Annotated in this window: 23 protein-coding genes; 10 read left to right on the forward strand and 13 right to left on the reverse strand. The window is 64.8% G+C overall.

The window, feature by feature from the left end:
- Positions 1 to 30: 30 nt before the first annotated feature.
- Positions 31 to 741 (reverse strand): phosphonate metabolism transcriptional regulator PhnF, encoded by a 711-nt coding sequence (gene phnF / locus EV663_RS02305; RefSeq protein WP_132950134.1) that lies wholly within the window; start codon positions 739 to 741, stop codon positions 31 to 33.
- A 100-nt stretch (positions 742 to 841) separates the two neighbouring features.
- Between phnF and phnG the strand changes: the two genes are divergently transcribed.
- From phnG to EV663_RS02320, 3 genes are read left to right on the forward strand one after another with little or no spacing between them, the layout of a single operon-like run.
- Positions 842 to 1,291 carry a phosphonate C-P lyase system protein PhnG gene (gene phnG / locus EV663_RS02310; protein ID WP_132950135.1) on the forward strand — a complete coding sequence of 150 codons (450 nt, stop codon included), beginning with the start codon at positions 842 to 844 and terminating at the stop codon, positions 1,289 to 1,291.
- Between the two features lie 3 nt (positions 1,292 to 1,294).
- Positions 1,295 to 1,873, forward strand: coding sequence for a phosphonate C-P lyase system protein PhnH (gene phnH / locus EV663_RS02315; RefSeq protein WP_132950136.1), 579 nt, complete (start codon positions 1,295 to 1,297; stop codon positions 1,871 to 1,873).
- Positions 1,873 to 2,961, forward strand: a complete 1,089-nt coding sequence (locus tag EV663_RS02320) for a carbon-phosphorus lyase complex subunit (RefSeq protein WP_132950137.1) — start codon at positions 1,873 to 1,875, stop codon at positions 2,959 to 2,961. The genes phnH and EV663_RS02320 overlap by 1 nt, the downstream gene beginning before the upstream one ends.
- A gap of 5 nt (positions 2,962 to 2,966) precedes the next feature.
- Here EV663_RS02320 and EV663_RS15550 read toward each other — a convergent pair whose 3' ends face one another.
- A complete protein-coding gene (locus EV663_RS15550) occupies positions 2,967 to 3,110 on the reverse strand; it encodes a hypothetical protein (protein WP_165910108.1) in 144 nt (47 codons plus the stop codon).
- A gap of 56 nt (positions 3,111 to 3,166) precedes the next feature.
- On the opposite strand from EV663_RS15550, the gene EV663_RS02325 reads away from it, so the two are divergent.
- The 4 genes from EV663_RS02325 (at position 3,167) to phnN (ending at position 6,162) form a co-directional block, all read left to right on the forward strand.
- Positions 3,167 to 4,048, forward strand: coding sequence for an alpha-D-ribose 1-methylphosphonate 5-phosphate C-P-lyase PhnJ (locus tag EV663_RS02325; RefSeq protein ID WP_132950138.1), 882 nt, complete (start codon positions 3,167 to 3,169; stop codon positions 4,046 to 4,048).
- Positions 4,045 to 4,878, forward strand: a complete 834-nt coding sequence (gene phnK, locus EV663_RS02330; RefSeq protein WP_132950139.1) for a phosphonate C-P lyase system protein PhnK — start codon at positions 4,045 to 4,047, stop codon at positions 4,876 to 4,878. The genes EV663_RS02325 and phnK overlap by 4 nt, the downstream gene beginning before the upstream one ends.
- A gap of 61 nt (positions 4,879 to 4,939) precedes the next feature.
- A complete protein-coding gene (gene phnL, locus EV663_RS02335) occupies positions 4,940 to 5,620 on the forward strand; it encodes a phosphonate C-P lyase system protein PhnL (protein ID WP_132950140.1) in 681 nt (226 codons plus the stop codon).
- The gene (phnN, locus tag EV663_RS02340) at positions 5,620 to 6,162 is read left to right on the forward strand and encodes a phosphonate metabolism protein/1,5-bisphosphokinase (PRPP-forming) PhnN (RefSeq protein WP_132950141.1); all 543 of its coding nucleotides are present in this window, start codon (positions 5,620 to 5,622) and stop codon (positions 6,160 to 6,162) included. The genes phnL and phnN overlap by 1 nt, the downstream gene beginning before the upstream one ends.
- Here phnN and EV663_RS02345 read toward each other — a convergent pair.
- Positions 6,144 to 6,833 carry a DUF1045 domain-containing protein gene (locus tag EV663_RS02345; RefSeq protein ID WP_132950142.1) on the reverse strand — a complete coding sequence of 230 codons (690 nt, stop codon included), beginning with the start codon at positions 6,831 to 6,833 and terminating at the stop codon, positions 6,144 to 6,146. The two genes, phnN and EV663_RS02345, sit on opposite strands and share 19 nt — an antisense overlap.
- Before the next feature lie 79 nt (positions 6,834 to 6,912).
- On the opposite strand from EV663_RS02345, the gene EV663_RS02350 reads away from it, so the two are divergent.
- On the forward strand, positions 6,913 to 8,052 hold the full coding sequence (locus tag EV663_RS02350) for an alpha-D-ribose 1-methylphosphonate 5-triphosphate diphosphatase (protein ID WP_132950143.1): 1,140 nt from the start codon (positions 6,913 to 6,915) through the stop codon (positions 8,050 to 8,052).
- A 43-nt stretch (positions 8,053 to 8,095) separates the two neighbouring features.
- On the opposite strand, the gene EV663_RS02355 is transcribed toward EV663_RS02350, so the two are convergent.
- On the reverse strand, positions 8,096 to 9,037 hold the full coding sequence (locus tag EV663_RS02355) for a phosphoadenosine phosphosulfate reductase (protein WP_207904389.1): 942 nt from the start codon (positions 9,035 to 9,037) through the stop codon (positions 8,096 to 8,098).
- Positions 9,038 to 9,177: 140 nt separating this feature from the next.
- Complete coding sequence (locus EV663_RS02360) at positions 9,178 to 9,798, reverse strand: LysE family translocator (RefSeq protein ID WP_132950144.1); 621 nt, start codon at positions 9,796 to 9,798, stop codon at positions 9,178 to 9,180.
- Positions 9,799 to 9,908: 110 nt separating this feature from the next.
- On the opposite strand from EV663_RS02360, the gene EV663_RS02365 reads away from it, so the two are divergent.
- Positions 9,909 to 10,832 carry an AAA family ATPase gene (locus tag EV663_RS02365; protein WP_132950145.1) on the forward strand — a complete coding sequence of 308 codons (924 nt, stop codon included), beginning with the start codon at positions 9,909 to 9,911 and terminating at the stop codon, positions 10,830 to 10,832.
- Positions 10,833 to 10,914: 82 nt separating this feature from the next.
- Positions 10,915 to 12,174 (forward strand): vWA domain-containing protein, encoded by a 1,260-nt coding sequence (locus EV663_RS02370; RefSeq protein ID WP_132950146.1) that lies wholly within the window; start codon positions 10,915 to 10,917, stop codon positions 12,172 to 12,174.
- 220 nt (positions 12,175 to 12,394) lie between these two features.
- Here the strand turns inward: EV663_RS02370 and EV663_RS02375 are convergent, their stop codons facing one another.
- From EV663_RS02375 to eno, 8 genes are all read right to left on the reverse strand, one after another.
- Positions 12,395 to 12,877, reverse strand: coding sequence for a paraquat-inducible protein A (locus EV663_RS02375; RefSeq protein ID WP_425057103.1), 483 nt, complete (start codon positions 12,875 to 12,877; stop codon positions 12,395 to 12,397).
- Complete coding sequence (locus EV663_RS02380) at positions 12,874 to 13,620, reverse strand: ABC transporter ATP-binding protein (protein ID WP_132950147.1); 747 nt, start codon at positions 13,618 to 13,620, stop codon at positions 12,874 to 12,876. The genes EV663_RS02375 and EV663_RS02380 overlap by 4 nt, the downstream gene beginning before the upstream one ends.
- Positions 13,617 to 14,396: an MlaE family ABC transporter permease gene (locus tag EV663_RS02385; protein ID WP_132950148.1), complete on the reverse strand. Its 780-nt coding sequence runs from the start codon at positions 14,394 to 14,396 to the stop codon at positions 13,617 to 13,619. The genes EV663_RS02380 and EV663_RS02385 overlap by 4 nt, the downstream gene beginning before the upstream one ends.
- Positions 14,393 to 15,445, reverse strand: coding sequence for an alanine racemase (gene alr / locus EV663_RS02390; protein WP_132950149.1), 1,053 nt, complete (start codon positions 15,443 to 15,445; stop codon positions 14,393 to 14,395). Before alr ends, EV663_RS02385 begins: the two co-directional genes overlap by 4 nt.
- Positions 15,446 to 15,487: 42 nt before the next feature.
- Entirely contained in the window at positions 15,488 to 16,987 is a 1,500-nt protein-coding gene (locus EV663_RS02395; protein WP_132950150.1) for a replicative DNA helicase, read from the reverse strand.
- Positions 16,988 to 17,169: 182 nt separating this feature from the next.
- Positions 17,170 to 17,850, reverse strand: coding sequence for an orotate phosphoribosyltransferase (locus EV663_RS02400; RefSeq protein ID WP_132950151.1), 681 nt, complete (start codon positions 17,848 to 17,850; stop codon positions 17,170 to 17,172).
- Positions 17,851 to 17,958: 108 nt separating this feature from the next.
- On the reverse strand, positions 17,959 to 19,002 hold the full coding sequence (pyrC, locus tag EV663_RS02405) for a dihydroorotase (RefSeq protein ID WP_132950152.1): 1,044 nt from the start codon (positions 19,000 to 19,002) through the stop codon (positions 17,959 to 17,961).
- 91 nt (positions 19,003 to 19,093) lie between these two features.
- A complete protein-coding gene (gene eno, locus EV663_RS02410; protein WP_132950153.1) occupies positions 19,094 to 20,368 on the reverse strand; it encodes a phosphopyruvate hydratase in 1,275 nt (424 codons plus the stop codon).
- Between the last annotated feature and the right edge of the window lie 67 nt (positions 20,369 to 20,435).

A 20,435-nucleotide genomic window follows, 5' to 3' on the forward strand; every position in this document is an offset into this window, starting at 1 on the left:
GACACCAGGTCCGGTGTCGCGACTATCCACTCAGTCCGGCGTCACGACCAGGCTGACGCGATCGCCTGCAAACCAGGTGTGACCATATTCGACGGGCCGGCCTTCGGGGTCGATGTTGATGCTGACGGCGCGCAGGATCGGGGCGCCTTCGCGCAGGGCGAGGTGCAGCGCTTGCGTCGGGGTGGCGTGTTTCGCCGTCAGCCGGGTCGAGGCGCGGGTATAATCGGCAATACCGAAGCGAGCCAGCGCGGCGGTCACCGAGCGGGTTTCGGAAAGCGCCTGGGGGAGGCCGGCAAAGCGGTCGGCGGGGAACACGCTTCGGAAAAGGGCCAGCGGTGCGCCATCGGCCAGCGAAACGCCCTCGTAGACATGGACGGCTTTTCCGGGAGAAAGGGCGAGAGCCTCTGACTCGCGCGCGTCGGCACTGCGCGTTTGTATGGAAAGTATATTTTTATCAGGCGCCTGTCCGGCGGCTTTGAGGTTTTGGTGAAACCGGACGCGTCGCCCTAGCGGATAGTCGGTGGGCCGAGCGGCAACGAACGCGCCCGCCCCCCGGCGCGCATGTACCAGCCCGGCCTCGGCCAAGTCTGCCAAGGCTCGGCGTACCGTGTGCCGGTTAACCCCGTAACGGCGGGAAAACTCCGCCTCGGTCGGCAGCTTGTCCCCGTGGCGGTAACGTCCGGCGGCGATATCGGCGCGCAGGTCATTGGCGATCGAGATCCAGAGGGCGGTGCGTCCCATGTCATCAAATCTTCACGAGGGTCGGGCTTGTGCGACTCGCGGGCCGGGCGTATGGATTTGTCTAGTTGTATATAAATCTGGACAAATCGGCAAGGTGTCTATGATGGAACTCGACACGCGGCAGGGCTGGATGGGCCTTCTGGCCCGGGCCCCGGCGGATCGGCTGGAAAGCCTGTGGATAAATCTGGGTATGGACTTGCCGGACTTCGCGTGGTTGCGGGCGCCGGAAACCGGCGGTGTGATGGTGCGCGGGCGCATGGGGGGCACCGGGGCGCCCTTCAACCTGGGCGAAATGACTGTCACCCGATGCGCGATCCGCCTGGAGCCGGGCAATGTCATCGGCCACGCCTATGTGCAGGGGCGCGACAAGTCCAAGGCGCGGCTGGCCGCAGTGATAGATGCGCTGATGCAGACATCCAGCGGGCCCGACCTGCGCGCGCGCCTGCTGGTGCCGCTGGCCCAAGAGATGGCCGCCCGCGCCCAGGGCCGCGCCGAGCGGGCCGAGGCGACCAAGGTTACCTTTTTCACCATGGTTCGCGGAGAGGATTGAGGTATGGACGACGTAACGAACCAGGCCTTGGCAGGCGGCTTTCAGGATGCCCCGTGCGAGGCTGCGCGCGCCTTTCGTGCAATTCTCGACGCCATGGCCCGGCCGGGGCGTATTCACCCGGTGACGGGGGTGCGTCCGCCCGCGCCGTTATCGGTGGCGGCAGGAACGGTTTTGCTGGTGCTGGCCGACGGCACCACGCCGGTTCACCTGGCGGGTGCGTGCGATACGCCACAGCTTCGCCAGTGGTTGACCTTCCACACCGGCGCACCGATCGTGCGCCGAGAAGAGGCCGCCTTTGCGGTGGGCCGATGGGCGGAACTGATGCCGCTTGAGAGCTACCGCATTGGCGTGCCGGATTATCCCGACCGTTCCGCCACGCTGATCGTGGAACTCGATGCGCTGGCCGATACCGGTGCCCGGCTGACTGGCCCCGGCATCAGGACCGAGCACCGCCTCGACCTGCCCGAGACATCCGCATTGCGTGCCAATGCCGCCCTGTTCCCGCTGGGGGTTGATTTCATCTTTACCGCCGGGGGCCGACTTGCCGCGCTTCCCCGCACCACATGCGTGGAGGATGCCTGATGTATGTGGCGGTCAAGGGAGGCGAGCGCGCCATCGACAATGCCCATGCCTGGCTGGCCGAGGAAAGGCGCGGCGATCAAGCTGTTCCCGAACTGGGCGTGGCGCAAATCCGCGCGCAATTGGCGCTGGCGGTCAACCGGGTGATGGCCGAGGGATCGCTTTACGATCCCGATCTCGCGGCGCTGGCGATAAAGCAGGCGCGCGGCGACCTGATCGAGGCGATCTTTCTCATCCGGGCCTACCGCACGACCCTGCCCCGGTTGGGGGAATCGCGCCCAGTCGATACCGGGGCGATGGCCTGCGACCGGCGCATTTCCGCGACATTCAAGGATGCACCGGGGGGACAGGTCCTGGGGCCGACCTTCGACTATACACACCGTTTGCTGGATTTCGAACTGGCCGCCGAGGGCGCGGCGCCCCGCGCACGGACTGCTCCCGCGACCTCCGAGCCCATGCCGCGCATTACCGATTTCCTCAACCGTGACGGGTTGATCCAGCCCGAGACGGTATCGGACGCGGCCCCGCCCGACCTGACCCGCGAGCCGCTTGAATTCCCCGCCAACCGCGCGCTTCGGCTTCAGGCGCTGGCGCGAGGCGACGAGGGGTTCTTGCTGGGAATGGCCTATTCGACACAGCGTGGATACGGGCGCAACCATCCCTTTGTGGGCGAGCTGCGCGTGGGTCGCGTCAAGGTCGAGATGGATATTCCCGAACTCGGTCTTGCCTGCGAGATCGGTGAGATCGAGCTGACCGAATGCGAGACCGTGAACCAGTTCAATGGCTCCAAGACAGAGCCGCCTCAATTCACGCGCGGCTATGGGCTGAGTTTTGGCCATACCGAGCGCAAGGCGATCTCTATGGCGTTGGTGGACCGCGCTTTGCGCTGGGAGGAGCTGGGCGAGGAGGATACTGGCGCGGCGGCGCAGGATGCCGAGTTCGTGCTTTACCACGCCGACAATATCCAGGCATCGGGTTTCCTGGAGCATATCAAGCTGCCGCATTACGTGGATTTCCAGTCCGAGCTGGAACTGGTGCGCCGCATCCGTGCCGAGGCCGAAGCCCATGCCGACACGGAGGCCGCACGATGAAGGTCTCAGTCCTGTCCGGTATCCACCAGCCAGCCGCCCGGACCGGCCACCTCATCGGGCAGCAGTGCCACGAGCCCCGCGCGCAAAAGGCCAACCGTCAGCAGGCTGAGGGCGATCTGGTCGAAGGTCACGGTGACGATCCACGCCATCGGGTATTCTCCTCGGCTTTTGTGCTTCTGGAATCCCATGAGAAACGGGCCGAAAAATGACGCAAAGCGATCAATACAATTTCGCCTACCTAGATGAGCAGACAAAGCGGATGATCCGCCGCGCCTTGTTGAAGGCCCTGGCGGTCCCCGGCTATCAGGTGCCGTTTGCCAGCCGCGAAATGCCCATGCCCTATGGTTGGGGCACCGGTGGCGTGCAGGTTTCGGCGGCTGTCCTGACCCCCGAAGACAGGTTGAAGGTGATCGACCAGGGCGCGGATGACACCACGAACGCGGTCTCGATCCGCAAGTTTTTTGAAAAGACGGCGCGCGTGGAAACAACCGGTCATACGGTCGAGGCAACGGTCATCCAGACCCGTCACCGCATCCCCGAAGAACCGCTGGGCGAAGGGCAGATCCTCGTCTATCAGGTGCCGATCCCCGAACCACTGCGCTTTCTTGAACCGCGCGAGACCGAGACGCGCAAGATGCATGCGCTGGAGGAGTACGGGCTGATGCATGTCAAGCTTTACGAGGATATCGCGCGGCACGGCGAAATTGCCACCGCCTATGCCTACCCGGTGAAGGTCGAGGGGCGCTATGTCATGGACCCCTCGCCGATACCGAAATTCGACAACCCCAAGATGGAAATGGCCGCGATACAGTTGTTCGGGGCCGGGCGGGAACAGCGTATCTATGCGGTGCCGCCCTACAGCCGGGTCGAGAGCCTCGATTTCGAGGATCATCCCTTTTGCGCCAGCAAGGCCGACCACCCCTGTGCGCTGTGCGGGGCGTTGGACAGCTACCTGGACGAGGTCATCATGGATGATGACGGTGGGCGCATGTTTGTATGTTCGGATACCGATTACTGTGCCGCAAGGCAGGCCGCGGGGCATCTGGGCGCGATGGCCGCGTCCGATGGACAGGAGGAACGGAGATGAGCACGGCGAGGTCTTTCGACGAGGTCGGCCAAGAGGTTTCCGAAAAGTCCTGGCACCGGGCCAAACCGCTGTTGTCCGTCCGGGGGGTTGCGAAATCCTACGATGGACGGGTCGGTTGCGCAGATGTCAGCTTTGACCTCTACCCGGGCGAGGTGATGGGCATCGTCGGCGAGAGCGGCTCTGGAAAGTCCACGCTGTTGAATTGCCTGGCTGGGCATTTGACGCCCGACCGCGGAGAGATCCTGTTCGATAGCCGCGCCGGGGGGCTCAGGGACACGCAGGCGATGAGCGAGCCCGAGCGTCGCATGCTGGCACGAACGGAGTGGGCCTTTGTCCACCAGAACCCCCGCGACGGGCTGCGCATGGGCGTCAGCGCGGGTGGCAATGTGGGCGAGCGGCTGATGGCTGTGGGGGCGCGCCATTACGGTCGAATCCGGGCCTCTGCGATCGATTGGCTGGACCGGGTCGAGATTGCGGCCGACCGGGTGGACGATAGGCCCTCGGCCTTTTCCGGTGGCATGCAGCAACGCTTGCAGATCGCGCGCAACCTGGTGACCGGGCCGCGGCTGGTGTTCATGGACGAACCCACGGGTGGGCTGGATGTCAGCGTGCAGGCGCGGCTGCTGGACCTGGTGCGCGGTCTGGTGCGGGAAATGGGGCTGTCGGCGATCGTGGTCACCCATGATCTTGCGGTGGTGCGCTTGCTGGCCGACCGGCTGATGGTGATGAAGTCGGGCCAGGTGATCGAGGCCGGGCTGACCGACCAGGTGCTTGACGATCCCCAGCACGCTTATACCCAGCTTCTGGTCAGCTCAGTTTTGCAGGTCTGAGGGCGGGGCCCGTGTCACGGCCGGGGCCGTGGGTATTTGGACCAAGAAGAAGGAGAGGGCCATGATCGAAATCGACGGCGTGGGCAAGAGTTTCATCCTGCACAACCAGGGCGGTGCGGTAATCCCGGTGATGGCGGGCGCCCACCTGGTGGTCGCGCCGGGCGAATGCGTTGCGTTGACGGGCAGTTCGGGGGCGGGCAAGTCGACATTGATGCGGATGATCTATGGCAATTATCGCGCGGCGCAGGGGCGGATCACCGTGGGCGGCGTTGTCGTGACCGGGGCTGAGCCGCGCACGATCATCGCGTTGCGGCGTCACGTGTTGGGCCATGTCAGCCAGTTCTTGCGGGTCGTGCCGCGTGTGCCCACCATCGAGGTAGTGGCCGAACCGTTGCGTTTGGTGGGGGTGGATGCGCGCGCGGCGCACGACCGAGCCGCCGACCTGCTGGCACGGCTCAACATCCCCGAGGCGCTTTGGGGGCTCAGCCCAACGACCTTTTCGGGGGGGGAGCAACAGCGGGTGAATATCGCGCGCGGATTTGCCCATGATTTTCCCGCGCTGTTGCTGGACGAGCCAACTGCAAGCCTGGATCCTGTCAACCGCGCCGTGGTGCTGGACCTGATCGAGGGCGCCAAGGCCCGGGGCGCGGCGATCGTGGGCATCTTTCACGATGCGGCGGCGCGCGCGCAGGTTTGTGACCGCGAGGTGGATGTATCCGCCTTCGCGGTGCGGGCTGCGTGATGGCGGGGCGTCTTTTCGCGGTTGTCGGGCCATCGGGGGCGGGCAAGGACACGCTGATGGAGGCGGTCCATGCGCGTCGGCCCGATCTGCGGCTGGTCCGGCGGGTGATCACGCGTGCTGTGGAGGCAGGTGGAGAGTGCTTTGAGCCGGTCAGCGAGGCGGTTTTTTTCCAACGGCTGGCGGCGGGGGATTTCGCGTTGCATTGGCGGGCACATGGCCTGTTCTATGGTATCCCGGCCCGGATCGACGATTGGCTGGCACGTGGGGAGGACGTGGTGTTCAACGGCTCGCGCGCGGTTCTGGGTGCGGCGGCGGCGCGCTATCCCGAACTGCGCGTCGTGCATGTTACCGCGCGGCCCGAGACATTGGCCCGTCGCCTGAAGGGGCGCGGACGCGAAAGCGCGGCGGATATTGCCGCTCGCCTGACCCGGGCCGATTACGCATTGCCCGAAGGGCTGTGCATCGTCGAGATCGCCAATGACGGAGCGTTGGCGCAGGCGGTCGAGGCGTTCGCCGCCGCGTTTCAGCCCGACAGGGTATAACGATGCAGATTATGGAAACGCCCGGTCTTGTCCTCGCCGAACAGGCACAGGCTTGCGATCCGCAGGGGGCTTTCGATGAGCGGCGCCAGCACCGGGGCAAGCACGCCGCGCGTGGCCTCGGCCTCGTCTTCGCGCAACGGGCCTGTCAGCGTCATGTGAAAGCGGAACTCCTCCATCACGTAGGGGTAGCCCCAGCGTTCCAGAAGGCGCTGTTGCCTTGTGCTCAGCCGATCGGGATTGCGTTTCGCGATCTCGTCGGGGGTGGGGGCGGCGCGAAATCCATCCAGCGCCTCGACCACGCTTCCTGCCAGCGCGCCCAGCCGTGTCATGTCCCCGCGCGGGGTCAGCGCCAGGAACCCGCCAAGCCGCGACAGGTGCAAACCGTCCAGAAGGACAGGGTGCAACTGTGCCGCCAGCGCCGCGGCAGACCGGTGCAGCACGCCGATATCACTGCCTTGTGCCAGGTGGAAAGGGGCCTTGAGTGTACCGTGGAAGCCGTAGCGGCGCGGCGTCTCGGTCAGTTCCGAAACGGGGCGTGGCAAGCCCTGGATCGCGAGATGGGGCCGTGCCTTGCCCGTTTCGGCATCCCAACCCAGCCAAGCCGCGCCGAAATCGGCCAGCGGGCCGGGCTCGGGTGCGTAATAGATCGCGTAACGCCTGTAACCTTCCATCGGATGCCTTACCTCCCGCATGCGCCCCGGCGCTGTTCCTGTCCTGCCGCAATCCGTACCTCGCATCAAGGAGTAGCTTATGTCTGACCTCGTGCTCGCCAATGCCCGGCTGGTGCTGCCCGGCGAAGTCGTGACCGGATCGGTCCATGTCCGCGCGGGTCGGATCGCCGGGATCGCGATAGGTGCCGCGCTGCCTGGGGGGGCGGTGGATTGTGGCGGCGACATGGTGATGCCGGGCCTGGTCGAGTTGCATACCGATAACCTGGAACGCCATATCCAGCCCCGGCCCGGTGTCGACTGGCCCCATGCGAGCGCCATCGTGGCCCATGACGCGGAATTGGCCAGCGTCGGCATAACCACCGTATTCGACGCGATGCGTGTGGGTTCGATCCCCTCGGGCAAGAGCCGCTATGCGCCTTATGCCCGCCAATTGGCGAGCGAATTGCTTGAATTGCGGACGCGATCGGCGCTGAGGATCAGTCATTTCCTGCACCTGCGCGCCGAGGTCTGTTCCGAGACACTGATCGACGAGATGGCCGGGTTCGGCCCCGAGGATCGGGTCGGCATCGTCAGCCTGATGGACCACACCCCCGGTCAGCGGCAGTTTCGCGACCTGTCCAAGCTCAAGGCCTACGTGATGGGCAAGAACAACCTCACCGAGGCCGAGTTCATCGAGCATGTCGCCAACTTGCAGGAACTGCGCGACCGCCACGGCGCGGCGCACGAACGCGCCGCTGTCGCCGAGGCGCGGCGCTATGGCGCGATCCTGGCCAGCCACGACGACACCTCGGCCGAGCATGTGGCGGTCTCGGCCGCCCACGGCATCCGGCTGGCCGAGTTTCCCACCACCATCGAGGCCGCGCGTGCCTGCCATACCCACGGGATCGCGGTGATGATGGGGGCGCCGAACCTGATCCGGGGAGGATCGCATTCGGGCAACGTTGCCGCGCGAGATCTGGCCGAGGTGGGGTTGCTGGACATCCTGTCATCCGATTACGTGCCCTCGGCGCTCTTGCTTGCGGCGGTGCGGCTGGGCGATCTTTGGGGGGACATGGCGCGCGGCATCGCCACAGTGACCCGCGCACCGGCCGATGCTGTCGGGCTGAGCGACCGAGGACGCCTGGAAGAGGGCGCGCGCGCCGACCTGATCCGCGTGGCGCGGCTTGCCGGGGCGCCGGTGGTGCGGGCAAGCTGGGTGCAGGGCCGACGCGTGGCCTGATCGATACCGCGCTCCGGCCCGAGGGCTCGGGCCGGAAGCTCTCTCAGGCCAACGGTTCGCGTGGCAGGGCCCGGCCCTCTTGGGAGAGTGCCTCTTCGAGTCGCGTCAGCCGGCGGCGAAACCGAGGTGCATTCTTTTCGCGAACGGTGTGGCGGCAGACCAGCGCCGCACGCCAGGTCTGCCCGTCCGCCTCGAGACGGGCGGAAAGGGCACGCAGGTAGGGCATGTGACAGCGGCGTGCGCGAAACAGCCGGTAAAAGACCATAGGGGTCAACTGTCCCTCGCCCGCGGCATCGATGAGTTCGGGCAAAACGCCCATTTCCATCAGTTGGGCCTCGATCGCGGGGCCGGTCAGCGGGGCACGCAGGCGCGTGACGTTCGTTCCATCGAACAGGGCCGAATGCATCGCATCGAGTGTTTCCGACGGATCATGTATCACATAGACGTGGTCCGCGGCCTCGGCCATTGCCGGACCATAGCCATAGCGCGAGGTGAAATCCAGCCGCCGCGCCGTGCGATACCGGCCATCCCATCCCGCCCGTTCCGGGTCCAGCGTGGCCTGCGGGGCCAGTGCGATTACGGTCGAGCCGGGCGCAGTCACGGAAAAGGCCGCGGCTGCATAGCCGCACATGCCCGCGCCATAGAATATCACGCGGTCGTACTCGTCGAAGAACCCTTCATCCACCAGCCTGTCGAAATAGGCATAGACCGCGGGATCGCGAAACCAGGTTTCGTTTGCCGCCACCAGTGTCAGGCGCGACCAGCCCGCAGCTTCGGCCAGTGTTTCGGCAAGTGGCACGGGGCGGGGGCGGGTATCGCGGATCTGCCTGGCCCGTTCGAACGTGACCAGCAGGATCGCGTCATCGGCAACATGGATTGCGGCGTAGTCCGGGCCAAGAGGCTCCAGCGTGGCACCCTGCGGCAGGTCGGCAAGACAATCATACCAATTGTCCTGCACCCTTTCGATCCCGGCCTGGTCTTTCATGCGTTCTCCATCCTGCGCAACCATTCTAGCGTTCCCTTGGACGCGATGAAAGCTGAGACTGTTCCCGCCATCTTCCTGCCGGGTCATTGGGGCGGAATTTCGGTCCGGGCATGGGAATTTCGGGAAATCCCGCGCGGCGGTCAGCCGCGCGCAGTGCTTGCTGTAAGCCCTGCCATGCCGATCAGCGCACCACCGCCTGCCCGGCTCATGGCTCGCAAAACGCCGGGGCGACGTATCCGTGCCCGCAGGCGATCGGCCAATAGCGCATAGGCCAGCGCGTTCAGCGCCGCGAGCGAGACGAAGCTGCCGATCAGTACCGCGAATTGCAGACCAAGCGGTGCCTCGGGCCTCAGGAATTGCGGCACGAACGCAATGAAGAAGGCAATGGATTTCGGATTAAGCGCGGTGACCGCGGCGGCATGGCCAAAGACCGCCCGCGCCGGGCGTTGCGCGGGGTTCACCTCCTGCGGCAGGACCGGCGGGCTGCGCCAGAGCTTGATGCCAAGATACAGCAGGTAAAGCGCGCCGCCCCATTTCAAAACGGAAAACAGCGTGGCCGAGGCCAGCACAAGCGCCCCAAGCCCCGCCAGCGACGCGCTCATCGCGACCAGGTCGCCCAAGGCCACACCCAAGGCCATCGCCACCGCCACACGTCGACCCTGGCTCAGCGAATAGGATATCACAAGCAGGATCGTCGGGCCCGGAATGATCAGCAAGACCATGGATGCGACGCCGAAGGCCAACCAGAGATCCAGGGGCATGGGCATCTCTCCTCTCGTCGCCATTCATCCATGCTGGCGCGCTCCGCGCAAGACCCAAAGCTTGACCACGCGCCCCCTTCGTGCAGTTCTTCTCATGGGGAGGATCGGACATGGATGACAGGATCGGCTCGATCGATGCCGTGCAGGCCCTGTTGGCGAAACAGGATTACGTCTGCGGGCGCGCGCTGGCGACCGTGACCTTCCTGTCGATCCGCCTCGGAAAGCCGCTCTTTCTAGAGGGCGAGCCCGGCACCGGCAAGACCGAGATCGCCAAGGCCATCGCCGCCGCGTTGGGCCGCCGGCTGATCCGGCTGCAATGCTACGAGGGGCTTGATTCCGCCAGCGCGGTCTACGAATGGAATTTCGCCGAACAGATGATCGCGATCCGTACCGCCGAGGCCATGGGCTTCGAAGGCGCGGGCGCGGACCGCCAGGCGCTCAAGGACGAACTCTTCTCGACCGAATACCTCATCGAACGCCCGCTGCTGCAAGCGATTCGCCCCCAGGTCGAGGGCCCGCCGGTGCTGCTGATCGACGAGATTGACCGCACCGACGAACCCTTCGAGGCCTTCCTGCTCGAGGCGCTCAGCGACTTCCAGGTCACGATCCCAGAGCTCGGCACCATCCGCGCGGAACATCCCCCCATCGTGATCCTGACTTCGAACCGCACCCGCGAGGTGCATGACGCGCTGAAACGCCGGTGTCTCTACCACTGGGTCGACTACCCCAGCTTCGACCGCGAACTCGACATCCTGCACGCCCGCGCCCCCGAGGCCGCCGATACCCTCTCGCGCGAGATCGTGGCCTTCGTCCAGAAGCTCCGCGTTCAGGATCTTTTCAAGAAACCGGGCGTGGCGGAAACCATCGACTGGGCCAAGTGCCTGCTCGCGCTCGACGTGATCGACCTCTCGCCGCAGGTCATCGCCGACACGATCGGCGCGCTTCTGAAATACCAGGACGACATCCAGCGGATCGAGGGCTCCGAGGCCAAGCGCCTGCTCGACGAGATCCGCGCCGAACTTGCCCCTGCCTGATCCTTCTTCTTGGTGAAAATACCCTCGGGGGGTCCGGGGGGCAGACAGCCCCCCGGCCTCCCCGCCAAAGCCCGAGGCCCGAATGGCAGACCTCCCCGCGCTCCAGATACCCGAGGATGGCAAGCTTGCCCATAACGTCCTCCATTTCGCGCGGGCCCTGCGCCTGGCAGGGCTTCCCGTCGGTCCGGGCCGGGTGATCGACGCGATCCGTGCGGTCGAGGCGGCAGGATTTTCTGAAAGGGGCGATTTCTACCATACGCTCGCGGCATGCTTTCTCTCGCGCCCCGAGCACCGGCAGGTCTACGACCAGGTGTTCCGGCTCTACTGGCGCGACCCGCGCTTTCTCGAACATATGATGAGCCTGATGCTGCCCGCGATGCGTGGTGTTGCCGAGGATCGCAAGGCGCGTGCGGCCGAGAAACGTGCCGCCGAGGCGTTGCTCGACGGGGCGGGCAGGCCACCCGACCTGCCGGTGCCCGATGAGAGTGGCCAGCAGGTGGAAATCGACGCGCGCCAGACGCAATCCGCGCGCGAGCGGCTGAAAACGCTTGATTTCGAACAGATGAGTCTGACCGAGATCGCCGAGGCCAGGCGAATGCTGACAGATCTGCGTTTGCCCGTGCCGCCGATCCGCACCCGCCGCACCCGCCCGGCATCGCACGGACAATTGCCCGATTGGCGCGCCACGATGCGCATGGCGCTGCGGCATGGGGGGGAGTTACGCGATCTTTCGTTCAAAAATCGGCGTGTCCGCTGGCCAAACCTGGTTGTCCTTTGCGATATCTCCGGCTCGATGTCGCAATATTCGCGCATGGTGCTGCATTTCGTGCACGCCGTCGCAAACAACCGCGGCGCGGGTTGGGACAGGGTTCATGCCTTCACCTTCGGCACGCGTCTGACCAACATTACCCGTACCTTGGCCAACCGCGACGTTGATGCGGCCCTGGCCGCGGCCGGCGCACAGGCGCCCGACTGGGAAGGGGGGACGCGGATCGCCGCTGCACTGCATGCCTTCAACCGCGACTGGTCGCGCCGGGTTCTTGGGTCGGGCGCGGTTGTCCTGCTGATCACGGACGGTCTTGACCGGGATGCCGGTGATCGGCTGTGCGCCGAGATGGAGCGGCTGCACCTGTCCTGCCAGCGCCTGATCTGGATCAACCCGCTGTTGCGTTGGGAGGGGTTTGCACCCAGGGCGTGTGGCATTCGCGCGATGCTTCCCCATGTGGATTGCTTTCGCGCGGGCCATTCTATCCGGGCGCTTGAGGATCTGGCCGCGGCGCTATCAAGTGCCCGTGACAGTGGCGAGCGCGACAGGATGTTGGCGCTGATGCGGAATTCCTGACCTGTTTGATCTGGATCAAGGTGACGTCTTCATAAAATATGCATCTGAAATACATGCTTTGTGGAAGTGCAGGGTTTCCCGTCCTGTCGAATGCTTCTGCGGGCGATCCCTGTGCCTTTTCCCAGCACAGGCGTCATGGCGCCAAGGGCCCTCCCTCCCGCGGTGCCGCTTGTTTGAAACGCCGTGGGACCTCCCTCCCACGGCGTTTTTTCATTTTTGGTCAGTGTCGCCGTGACTCGGCCAGGGACAGCGCCAGCGATGCAAGGATGCATCCGGTAAGAAGGTAAAGCCCCCAGGCGGTTTCGACTCTCGCAAGCCCGATCCCCTTGACCAGAACGATGTAGAGGGCAATCAGGAATATCTCGGCCATTGCCAGCTTGCCCAACAGGTGCAACGCAGGCAGCAATCTCGGCGAGGCGAGTCCGAACTGGATCAAGGCCAGCCCAAGGGTTTTCATGTAAGGCGCGAACAGCGCGAACAGCGTCACCAGCAGGGCCAGTGCCACATCGGTGTCCCAAAGTGCTTGCAGCCCCGAGATGACCGAGATTTCCGCCAGTCCGAACAGCGGTAACACACCTGCACGCAACAGCGGCGCGAACCAGGCGACTGGAAACAGGATCAGCAGGGCCAGGTTGGCCAGTCGCGGGTCCAGCAGGGGGCGAAGACGCCCTGCAAACCTCCTGCGCGGCTCCGGTCCGTTCACCGCACTGCCTCGATCGGCCCCGTGGCTCGGCCATGGATGAACTGGTCGACATAGGGGTCGCCGCTGGCATCCATCCGGCCTACCGGTCCGGTCCACTGGATCACCCCGTCATGCAGCATCGCCACGTCGTCCGCGATCGCGCGCACAGAGCTCATGTCATGGGTTATGGTGACGGCGGTCGCGCCCATTTCGACCACGATCTCGCGGATCAGTTCGTTGATGACGCCTGCCATGATCGGGTCCAGCCCGGTTGTTGGCTCGTCGAAAAAGATGATTTCGGGTTCGGCGGCGATGGCGCGCGCCAGGCCGACGCGTTTTTGCATGCCCCCCGACAATTCCGCGGGGTAAAGCTCGGCAACCTCGGGTTTTAGCCCGACGCGCCGCAATTTCTCGATTGCGATCTCGCGCGCCTCGGCGCGCGGGCGTTTCCGGGCTCCGCGCAACAGGCGAAAGGCAACATTTTGCCAGACGGAAAGCGAATCGAACAGTGCGGCCCCCTGGAACAACATCCCGAAGCGCGCGAGAAAGGCATCGTGGTCACCTTCGGCCACGTTGCGTCCATCGACCCTGATCTGGCCCGAATCGGGGGTCACAAGCCCCAGGATGCATTTCAGCAGGACGGACTTGCCGGTGCCCGAACCGCCGATGATCACCATGCTTTCGCCTCTTGGCACGCTCAGCGTCACCCCCCGCAGGACGTGGTTGGCACCAAAAGCCTTGTGAACGTTGGCCAGCTCGATCATGCGGTAAAGAACAACTCCGTCAAAAGGTAGTTGGCTGCCAGGATCAGGACAGAGGCCGTAACCACCGCCGATTTGGTCGCCCGGCCCACGCCCTGTGCGCCCCGGCCCGAATTCATACCGAAATAACAGCCGACCAGCGCCACCAGAAAGCCGAAGACCGCCCCCTTGATCAGGCCCGAGGTCACGTCCCAGAGTTCAAGAAAATCGGCGGTGTTTTCCAGGTAGGCGGCCGGGTTGAATCCAAGCCGCCCGGTGCCGACAAGGTAGCCGCCGAAAATTCCGATGGAATCGCCTACCGCCACCAGAACCGGAACCGAAATCGTGGCGGCCAGGACACGCGGCACGGTCAGATAACGCATCGGATCGGTCGATAGCGTCACCAGCGCGTCGATCTGCTCGGTCACTTTCATCGTGCCGATCTCGGCGGCGATGCTGCTGGCCACCCGCGCGGCGACCATCAGCCCGCCCAGCACGGGCCCCAGTTCGCGGGCCATACCGATCGCAACGATAGAGGGAACAACCTGTTCGGCATTGAAGCGTGACCCGCCGGCATAGATCTGCAAGGCCAGAGCCGCCCCTGTAAACAGCGCGGTCAACCCAACAACCGGCAAGCTGTTATAGCCGATGGTCCAGGCCGCGTTCAGGAATTCGCGGATATAGAAAGGCGGGCGCAGCGCTGCTGCAAGGGTGGCGACACAGAACAGGCCGATCCGCCCCAGCGCGGAAAGCCCGCCCAGCGTCGAGCGACCCAGCGCGGCGACCGGCGCCAGGATCATGCGACGCCGCCTCCCGTATAGCGCCGCTTGTAACGCGCGCCCAACGAGGTCAGGATTTCATAGCCGATGGTGCCTGCGGCCGCCGCCACGTCATCGACGCTCTGGTCCTTGCCGAGAATGTCCAGCGCCAGCGGCCTTGTGGACAGATGCGAGATGTCGACGGTGATCAGGTCCATCGAGACACGCCCGACGATGGGGCAGGGCACACCTTCGTGGAACATGTGGCCGCGATTTCCCATCGCCCGGATCAGCCCGTCGGCGTATCCGGCTGCGACCGTGGCGATGGTACAGGTCTCGTCCACCGTCCAGGTACAGCCATAACCGACCGACTCGCCCGGTTCGATCTCGCGGATCTGGATCACCGGCAGCGACAGGTGTACCACCGCTTGCGCCCGGTTAAAGGGCTGGCCGCCGTAAAGCCCCACGCCGGGACGGGTGATGTCGAAATGATACTCCGTTCCCAGCAGAATGCCGCCCGTTGCCGCCAGCGATCGCGGCACGCCGCAGCCGTCGGTCAACTCGCGAAAGACCTTGAGTTGGGTCGCGTTCATCGCGCTGCCTGGTTCGTCGGCGCAGGCGAGGTGACTCATGATCAGGGCGGGACTGGCCTGCAAGGCGATGTCAGATACGGCCACCCATTCGGCAGGCTCCATCCCGAGACGGTTCATGCCGGTGTCAAGCTGGATGCCGAACCGATGGCCCGGCAATGTTTCCATGTGGCGGGTAAGTTGCTCGACCGAGTTCAGCATCGGAATCAGTTCGAGATCACCGATCATGTCGGCATCGCCAGCCATATGGCCGGAAAAGACGAAAATCTCGGGTCCTCGCCCCAGCGCCTGTCGGATCGCCGCGCCTTCTTCGGCGGCGGCGACGAAAAACCGCCGCGCGCCGGCCTGCGCCAATGCGCGCGCGACCTGCGCCGCACCCAGGCCATAGCCATCGGCCTTGACCACGGCGCCGCTTTCGACGCCCGCGCCGCTGACGCGGTCGAGTGCTGTCCAGTTGCGCACCAGCGCATCGAGATCGATGGTAAGAGAGCCTGTTGCCATGGCTCGGGTTTCGACCGCCATGCGCCCAAGGTCAAGCGGGATTTACGCGAAACCCTCGGCGTCACTGCCCTGTTGCCAAGGGCGCACGAGATTTCCAAACCTTGTAAAGCGGCCCTCGAAACTCAGTTCCACCGTGCCGATCGGCCCGTGACGTTGCTTGCCGATGATGACCTCGGCCTTGCCGTGACATCGTTCCATGACCTCCTGCCACTTGGCCATGGCCTCTAGATTGTCCTCGCCGGGTTTTTCGCGTTCCTTGTAATACTCGTCGCGGTAAACGAACATGACTACGTCGGCATCCTGCTCGATCGAGCCGGATTCGCGCAGGTCGGAGAGTTGCGGGCGCTTGTCCTCGCGGCTCTCGACCTGGCGCGACAGCTGCGACAGGGCGACCACCGGGATATCCAGTTCCTTGGCAATGGCCTTAAGGCCCTGCGTGATCTCGCTGACCTCGTTGACCCGGCTATCCTTGGCTGTCGCCGGGCGGACAAGCTGAAGGTAGTCGACGAAAAGCGCATCCAGCCCGTGCGTGCGTTTCAGCCGGCGCGCGCGCGCGGCAAGTTGGCTGATCGGTAGGGCGGGCGTGTCGTCGATGTAGAGTGGGCAAGCCTCGAGCGCCTTGGCGGCCTCGACAAAGCGGCGAAACTCTGCTTCGGTCATGTCGCCGCGGCGGATCTGTTCGCTGGGCACTTCCGATGCCTCGGACAGAATCCGCGCGGCAAGCTGCTCGGCGCTCATCTCGAGGCTGAAAAAGCCGACGACCCCGCCCTCGACCGCCCCTTCAGAGCCATCGGGCAGGGCGCCGCGCCGATAGGCCTTCGCGATGTTGAAGGCAACATTGGTGGCCAGGGATGTCTTGCCCATAGAGGGTCGTCCGGCCAGGATCAGCAAGTCCGAGCGGTGAAGCCCGCCCAGTTTCTTGTCGAGGTCGATCAGCCCCGTCGATACGCCCGCCAGGCCGCCCTCGCGCTGGTAGGCGGCATTCGCCACGTTCACTGCATCGGTCACCGCGCGCAGGAAAGACTGGAACCCGCTTTCGGTCTGCCCCTGCTCGCCCAGCTTGTAGAGCGCCTGCTCGGCCTCGACGATCTGGGCCTTGGGTTCCGAAGAGATGTCGATCTTGGCCGCCTTGTCCGAAATATCGCGCCCCAGCAGGATCAGCTCGCGTCGGATCGCGAAATCATAGATCATCTGCGCGTAATCGCGCGCCGCGAATGACGAGATCGCCGCCCCCGCCAGACGGGCAAGATAGGCCGGGCCGCCGAGTTCCCTGAGACCCTCGTCATCCTTGAGAAAGGCCTTCAGCGTGACCGGCGAGGCCAGCGCATTGCGCTGGATGCGCGCCGCTGCGATCTCGTAGATGCGCTGATGCACCGGTTCGTAGAAATGATGCGACTGGATGATCGAGGCGATCCGATCGAAGATGTCGTTATTCGTCAGGATAGCGCCCAGCAATTGCTGCTCTGCCTCTATCGAATGAGGCATGGTCTGGCCCGACTCATCGTCCCCGCCCCCGGGCTGGATCGCTGAAATCTCGTTCATCGCATGTCCGATTCTGCCGCTAGGCCGCTGGTATGGGCCGGGACGACGGCCCGTTCAATCTGGATAAGCTGTGGACGTATTGTGGATAGTTTCGCCGCCACATATTGCGCCGATGAGGGCCGATGCGTCAATATTCTGGGTGAGCTGTGGCGCAAAGGGCACGCGCGGCCGGGCAAATTTCCCTAGTCCCTGCGCCGGGCCTCCTGCCAGGCGCGCGGGGCCCGCAAAAAGCAATCGACTTCGCGCAATGTATTTTCATCGAAACTGCCCTGCGCGCGGGCCTCTTCCAGCACGTCCCACCAGGTGCACAGGTGATGCAGCCTGACCCCATGATCGCCGAGAGTTTTCTCGGTTTCACTGAAGATGCCGTAGTAGAAGATCACGGCGGTATGCGCACAACTGGCCCCGGTCTCGCGGATCGCGTCGACGAAGGACAGTTTCGATCCGCCATCGGTGGTCAGATCCTCGACCAGAAGCACCCGCTGACCTTCACGCATTACGCCCTCGATCCGGGCATTTCGGCCGTAACCCTTGGGTTTCTTGCGGATATAGGTCATCGGCAGCGCCAACCTTTCGGCAACCAGCGCGGCAAAGGGAATACCTGCGGTCTCGCCGCCCGCGACGTTGTCGAAGGCTTCGAAACCGGCCTCGCGCATCACGGTCACGGACAGGAAATCCATTAGCGTGGCGCGGATGCGCGGATAGGAAATCAGTTTGCGGCAATCGATATACGTAGGTGAGGGCAGGCCGGAGGCCAGCGTGAAGGGCTCGTCCGCGTTGAAGTGGACCGCGCCGATTTCCAGCAGCATCCGGGCAGAGAGGCGCGCGATCTCGGTCTTGTCGGGGTAGGAGGTAGGAATCATGGCTGGTCCTGCTTTGGTCCAAATATCCTCGCCGAAGGCGTCATGCCCGAGGCCGCCCAAAGGCGGCACGGTTGGAATTTGGGTATTTTTTCCAAGAAGAAGGGCCCATCAGGGCATTTCCACCCGCCAGTGCAGCGGGAAACCGGGGTCGAACAGGGTCACCGGACCCGCGCCGGTCTCGATCCTGGGCGGGTAGTCGACCGGGGGCCCCTTGATCAGCGTGATCGCCTGTTCGTTCGGTGCCATGCCATAGAAGGCGGGGCCGTTCAGCGATGCGAAGGCCTCGAGCCGGTCAAGTGCGCCCTCGCGTTCGAACACCTCGGCAAGGCAAGACAGCGTGTTGGTCGCCGAGAAGATGCCGGCACAGCCGCAGGCGCATTCCTTGGTCGGGTCGGTGTGAGGCGCGCTGTCGGTGCCCAGGAAGAATCGCGCATCGCCCGAGGTCGCCGCGGCCACCAGGGCGTCGCGGTGGCGGGCGCGCTTGGCGACCGGAAGGCAGTAATAGTGAGGCTTGATCCCGCCCACCAAGATGTGGTTGCGGGTGATGACCAGGTGATGGGTCGTGATCGTCGCGCCGAGACCTGTCTCGTTCGCCTTTACATATTCCACGCCATCGGTTGTCGTGACATGTTCCATGACCACGCGCAGGCCCGGCGTTGCGCGCCGGATCGGATCGAGAACGCGGTCGATGAACACCGCCTCGCGGTCGAAAATGTCGACCTCGGGATCGACCACCTCGCCATGCACGCAGAGCGGGCAGCCGATCTCGGCCATTTTTTCGAGGACTTCTCGGACCTTGTCGAAATCGGATACGCCGCTTGCCGAGTTGGTCGTGGCGCCTGCCGGGTAGAGTTTCACCGCCGCGATCAGACCGCTTGCATGGGCCGCGGCCACGTCCGCCGGGTCGGTCTCCTCGGTCAGGTAGAGCGTCATCAGGGGCGTGAAATCCGCCCCCTCGGGCAGGGCGGCGAGGATGCGGTCGCGATAGGCGGTGGCGTCGGTGGCGGTCACCACCGGCGGGACCAGGTTCGGCATGACGATTGCGCGGGCGAAGTGCCGCGCGCTTTCGGGCAGTACGCCCTGCATCATTGCGCCGTCGCGCAGGTGCAGGTGCCAGTCGTCGGGGCGACGGAGGGTCAGGATTTGTGTCATGGACAGGGCGATAGCCGATCGGGGCGCGGCGGGCCAGTCCCAATGCGCCGCAAGAATCCGGTGCGCGGAAGGCCGCGCACCGGTATTGGGATCACTTCAAGATCGAGCGGCCGGCATAGACCGCCGTCTCGGCCAGCATTTCCTCGATGCGGATCAACTGGTTGTATTTTGCCAGCCGGTCCGAGCGCGACAGCGAGCCGGTCTTGATCTGCCCGCAATTGGTGGCCACGGCCAGATCGGCGATGGTGGCGTCCTCGGTCTCGCCCGAGCGGTGGGACATCACGTTGGTATAGCGCGCGCGATGGGCCATATCGACGGCGGCCAGGGTTTCGGTCAGGGTGCCGATCTGGTTGACCTTGACCAGCATCGAATTGCCCACGCCCTGCGCGATCCCATCCGCCAGGCGCGCCGGGTTGGTCACGAACAGGTCGTCGCCCACCAGCTGGACCTTGTCGCCGAGTTTTTCGGTCAGCAGTTTCCAGCCGTCCCAATCATCCTCGGAACAACCATCCTCGATCGAGATGATCGGGTAATCGGCGCAGAGTTTCGCCAGGTAGTCGACATTTTCGGCGGCATTCAGCGACAGGCCCTCGCCCTTCATCTCGTATTTGCCGTCCTTGAAATACTCGGTCGAGGCGCAGTCGAGGGCCAGGTAGATGTCCTCGCCTGGCTTGTAGCCGGCCTTTTCGATGCTTGTCAGGATGAAATCCAGCGCCTCACGGGTCGAGGACAGGTTGGGGGCAAAGCCGCCCTCGTCCCCGATGCCGGTATTGTGGCCCGCGGCCGCCAGTTCCTTTTTCAGGGTGTGGAACACCTCGGAGCCCATGCGCACCGCATCGCGGATATTGCCGGCGCTGACCGGCATGATCATGAATTCCTGGATGTCGATCGGGTTATCTGCATGTTCGCCGCCGTTGATGATGTTCATCATCGGCACCGGCAGGGTGCGCGCCGAGGTGCCGCCGACATAGCGGTAAAGTGGCTGGGCGGTGAAGTCGGCGGCCGCCTTGGCGCAGGCCAGCGACACGCCGAGGATCGCGTTGGCGCCCAGCCGGCCCTTGTTGGGGGTGCCGTCCAGGTCGATCATGGCCTGGTCGATGGCGACCTGTTCGGTCGCGTCCATGCCCACCAGTTCCTCGGCGATCTCGCCGTTGACGGCGGCCACGGCCTGCAAGACACCCTTGCCGAGATAGCGGGCCTCGTCGCCGTCGCGCTTTTCCACGGCCTCATGCGCGCCGGTGGAGGCGCCCGAGGGCACGGCGGCGCGGCCCAGGGTGCCGTCCTCCAGGATCACGTCCACCTCGACGGTGGGGTTGCCCCGGCTGTCCAGGATTTCGCGGCCGACGATATCGATGATGGTGCTCATGGGGGGCTGTCCCTTCATTGCTGCACTTGCACGGTTGACGCCCTTCTAGCGCCGGGGAGGGGCGAGG

Origin of the sequence: Rhodovulum bhavnagarense, assembly GCF_004343505.1 — a bacterium.
GTDB classification, from domain to species: Bacteria; Pseudomonadota; Alphaproteobacteria; order Rhodobacterales; family Rhodobacteraceae; genus Rhodovulum; species Rhodovulum bhavnagarense.

What these genes read in the sequence shown, in the direction of transcription:
- EV663_RS02370 (WP_132950146.1), top strand. Translation starts at nt 10,915, where the DNA reads ATGGCAGACCTCCCCGCGCTCCAGATACCCGAGGATGGCAAGCTTGCC.
- pyrC (WP_132950152.1), bottom strand. Translation starts at nt 19,002, where the DNA reads ATGACACAAATCCTGACCCTCCGTCGCCCCGACGACTGGCACCTGCAC.
- EV663_RS02365 (WP_132950145.1), top strand. Translation starts at nt 9,909, where the DNA reads ATGGATGACAGGATCGGCTCGATCGATGCCGTGCAGGCCCTGTTGGCG.
- EV663_RS02355 (WP_207904389.1), bottom strand. Translation starts at nt 9,037, where the DNA reads ATGAAAGACCAGGCCGGGATCGAAAGGGTGCAGGACAATTGGTATGAT.
- EV663_RS02385 (WP_132950148.1), bottom strand. Translation starts at nt 14,396, where the DNA reads ATGATCCTGGCGCCGGTCGCCGCGCTGGGTCGCTCGACGCTGGGCGGG.
- EV663_RS02395 (WP_132950150.1), bottom strand. Translation starts at nt 16,987, where the DNA reads ATGAACGAGATTTCAGCGATCCAGCCCGGGGGCGGGGACGATGAGTCG.
- EV663_RS15550 (WP_165910108.1), bottom strand. Translation starts at nt 3,110, where the DNA reads ATGGCGTGGATCGTCACCGTGACCTTCGACCAGATCGCCCTCAGCCTG.
- phnN (WP_132950141.1), top strand. Translation starts at nt 5,620, where the DNA reads ATGGCGGGGCGTCTTTTCGCGGTTGTCGGGCCATCGGGGGCGGGCAAG.
- eno (WP_132950153.1), bottom strand. Translation starts at nt 20,368, where the DNA reads ATGAGCACCATCATCGATATCGTCGGCCGCGAAATCCTGGACAGCCGG.
- phnK (WP_132950139.1), top strand. Translation starts at nt 4,045, where the DNA reads ATGAGCACGGCGAGGTCTTTCGACGAGGTCGGCCAAGAGGTTTCCGAA.
- EV663_RS02345 (WP_132950142.1), bottom strand. Translation starts at nt 6,833, where the DNA reads ATGGAAGGTTACAGGCGTTACGCGATCTATTACGCACCCGAGCCCGGC.
- phnL (WP_132950140.1), top strand. Translation starts at nt 4,940, where the DNA reads ATGATCGAAATCGACGGCGTGGGCAAGAGTTTCATCCTGCACAACCAG.
- EV663_RS02380 (WP_132950147.1), bottom strand. Translation starts at nt 13,620, where the DNA reads ATGATCGAGCTGGCCAACGTTCACAAGGCTTTTGGTGCCAACCACGTC.
- EV663_RS02325 (WP_132950138.1), top strand. Translation starts at nt 3,167, where the DNA reads ATGACGCAAAGCGATCAATACAATTTCGCCTACCTAGATGAGCAGACA.
- EV663_RS02400 (WP_132950151.1), bottom strand. Translation starts at nt 17,850, where the DNA reads ATGATTCCTACCTCCTACCCCGACAAGACCGAGATCGCGCGCCTCTCT.
- phnG (WP_132950135.1), top strand. Translation starts at nt 842, where the DNA reads ATGATGGAACTCGACACGCGGCAGGGCTGGATGGGCCTTCTGGCCCGG.
- phnH (WP_132950136.1), top strand. Translation starts at nt 1,295, where the DNA reads ATGGACGACGTAACGAACCAGGCCTTGGCAGGCGGCTTTCAGGATGCC.
- EV663_RS02320 (WP_132950137.1), top strand. Translation starts at nt 1,873, where the DNA reads ATGTATGTGGCGGTCAAGGGAGGCGAGCGCGCCATCGACAATGCCCAT.
- EV663_RS02360 (WP_132950144.1), bottom strand. Translation starts at nt 9,798, where the DNA reads ATGCCCCTGGATCTCTGGTTGGCCTTCGGCGTCGCATCCATGGTCTTG.
- alr (WP_132950149.1), bottom strand. Translation starts at nt 15,445, where the DNA reads ATGGCAACAGGCTCTCTTACCATCGATCTCGATGCGCTGGTGCGCAAC.
- phnF (WP_132950134.1), bottom strand. Translation starts at nt 741, where the DNA reads ATGGGACGCACCGCCCTCTGGATCTCGATCGCCAATGACCTGCGCGCC.
- EV663_RS02350 (WP_132950143.1), top strand. Translation starts at nt 6,913, where the DNA reads ATGTCTGACCTCGTGCTCGCCAATGCCCGGCTGGTGCTGCCCGGCGAA.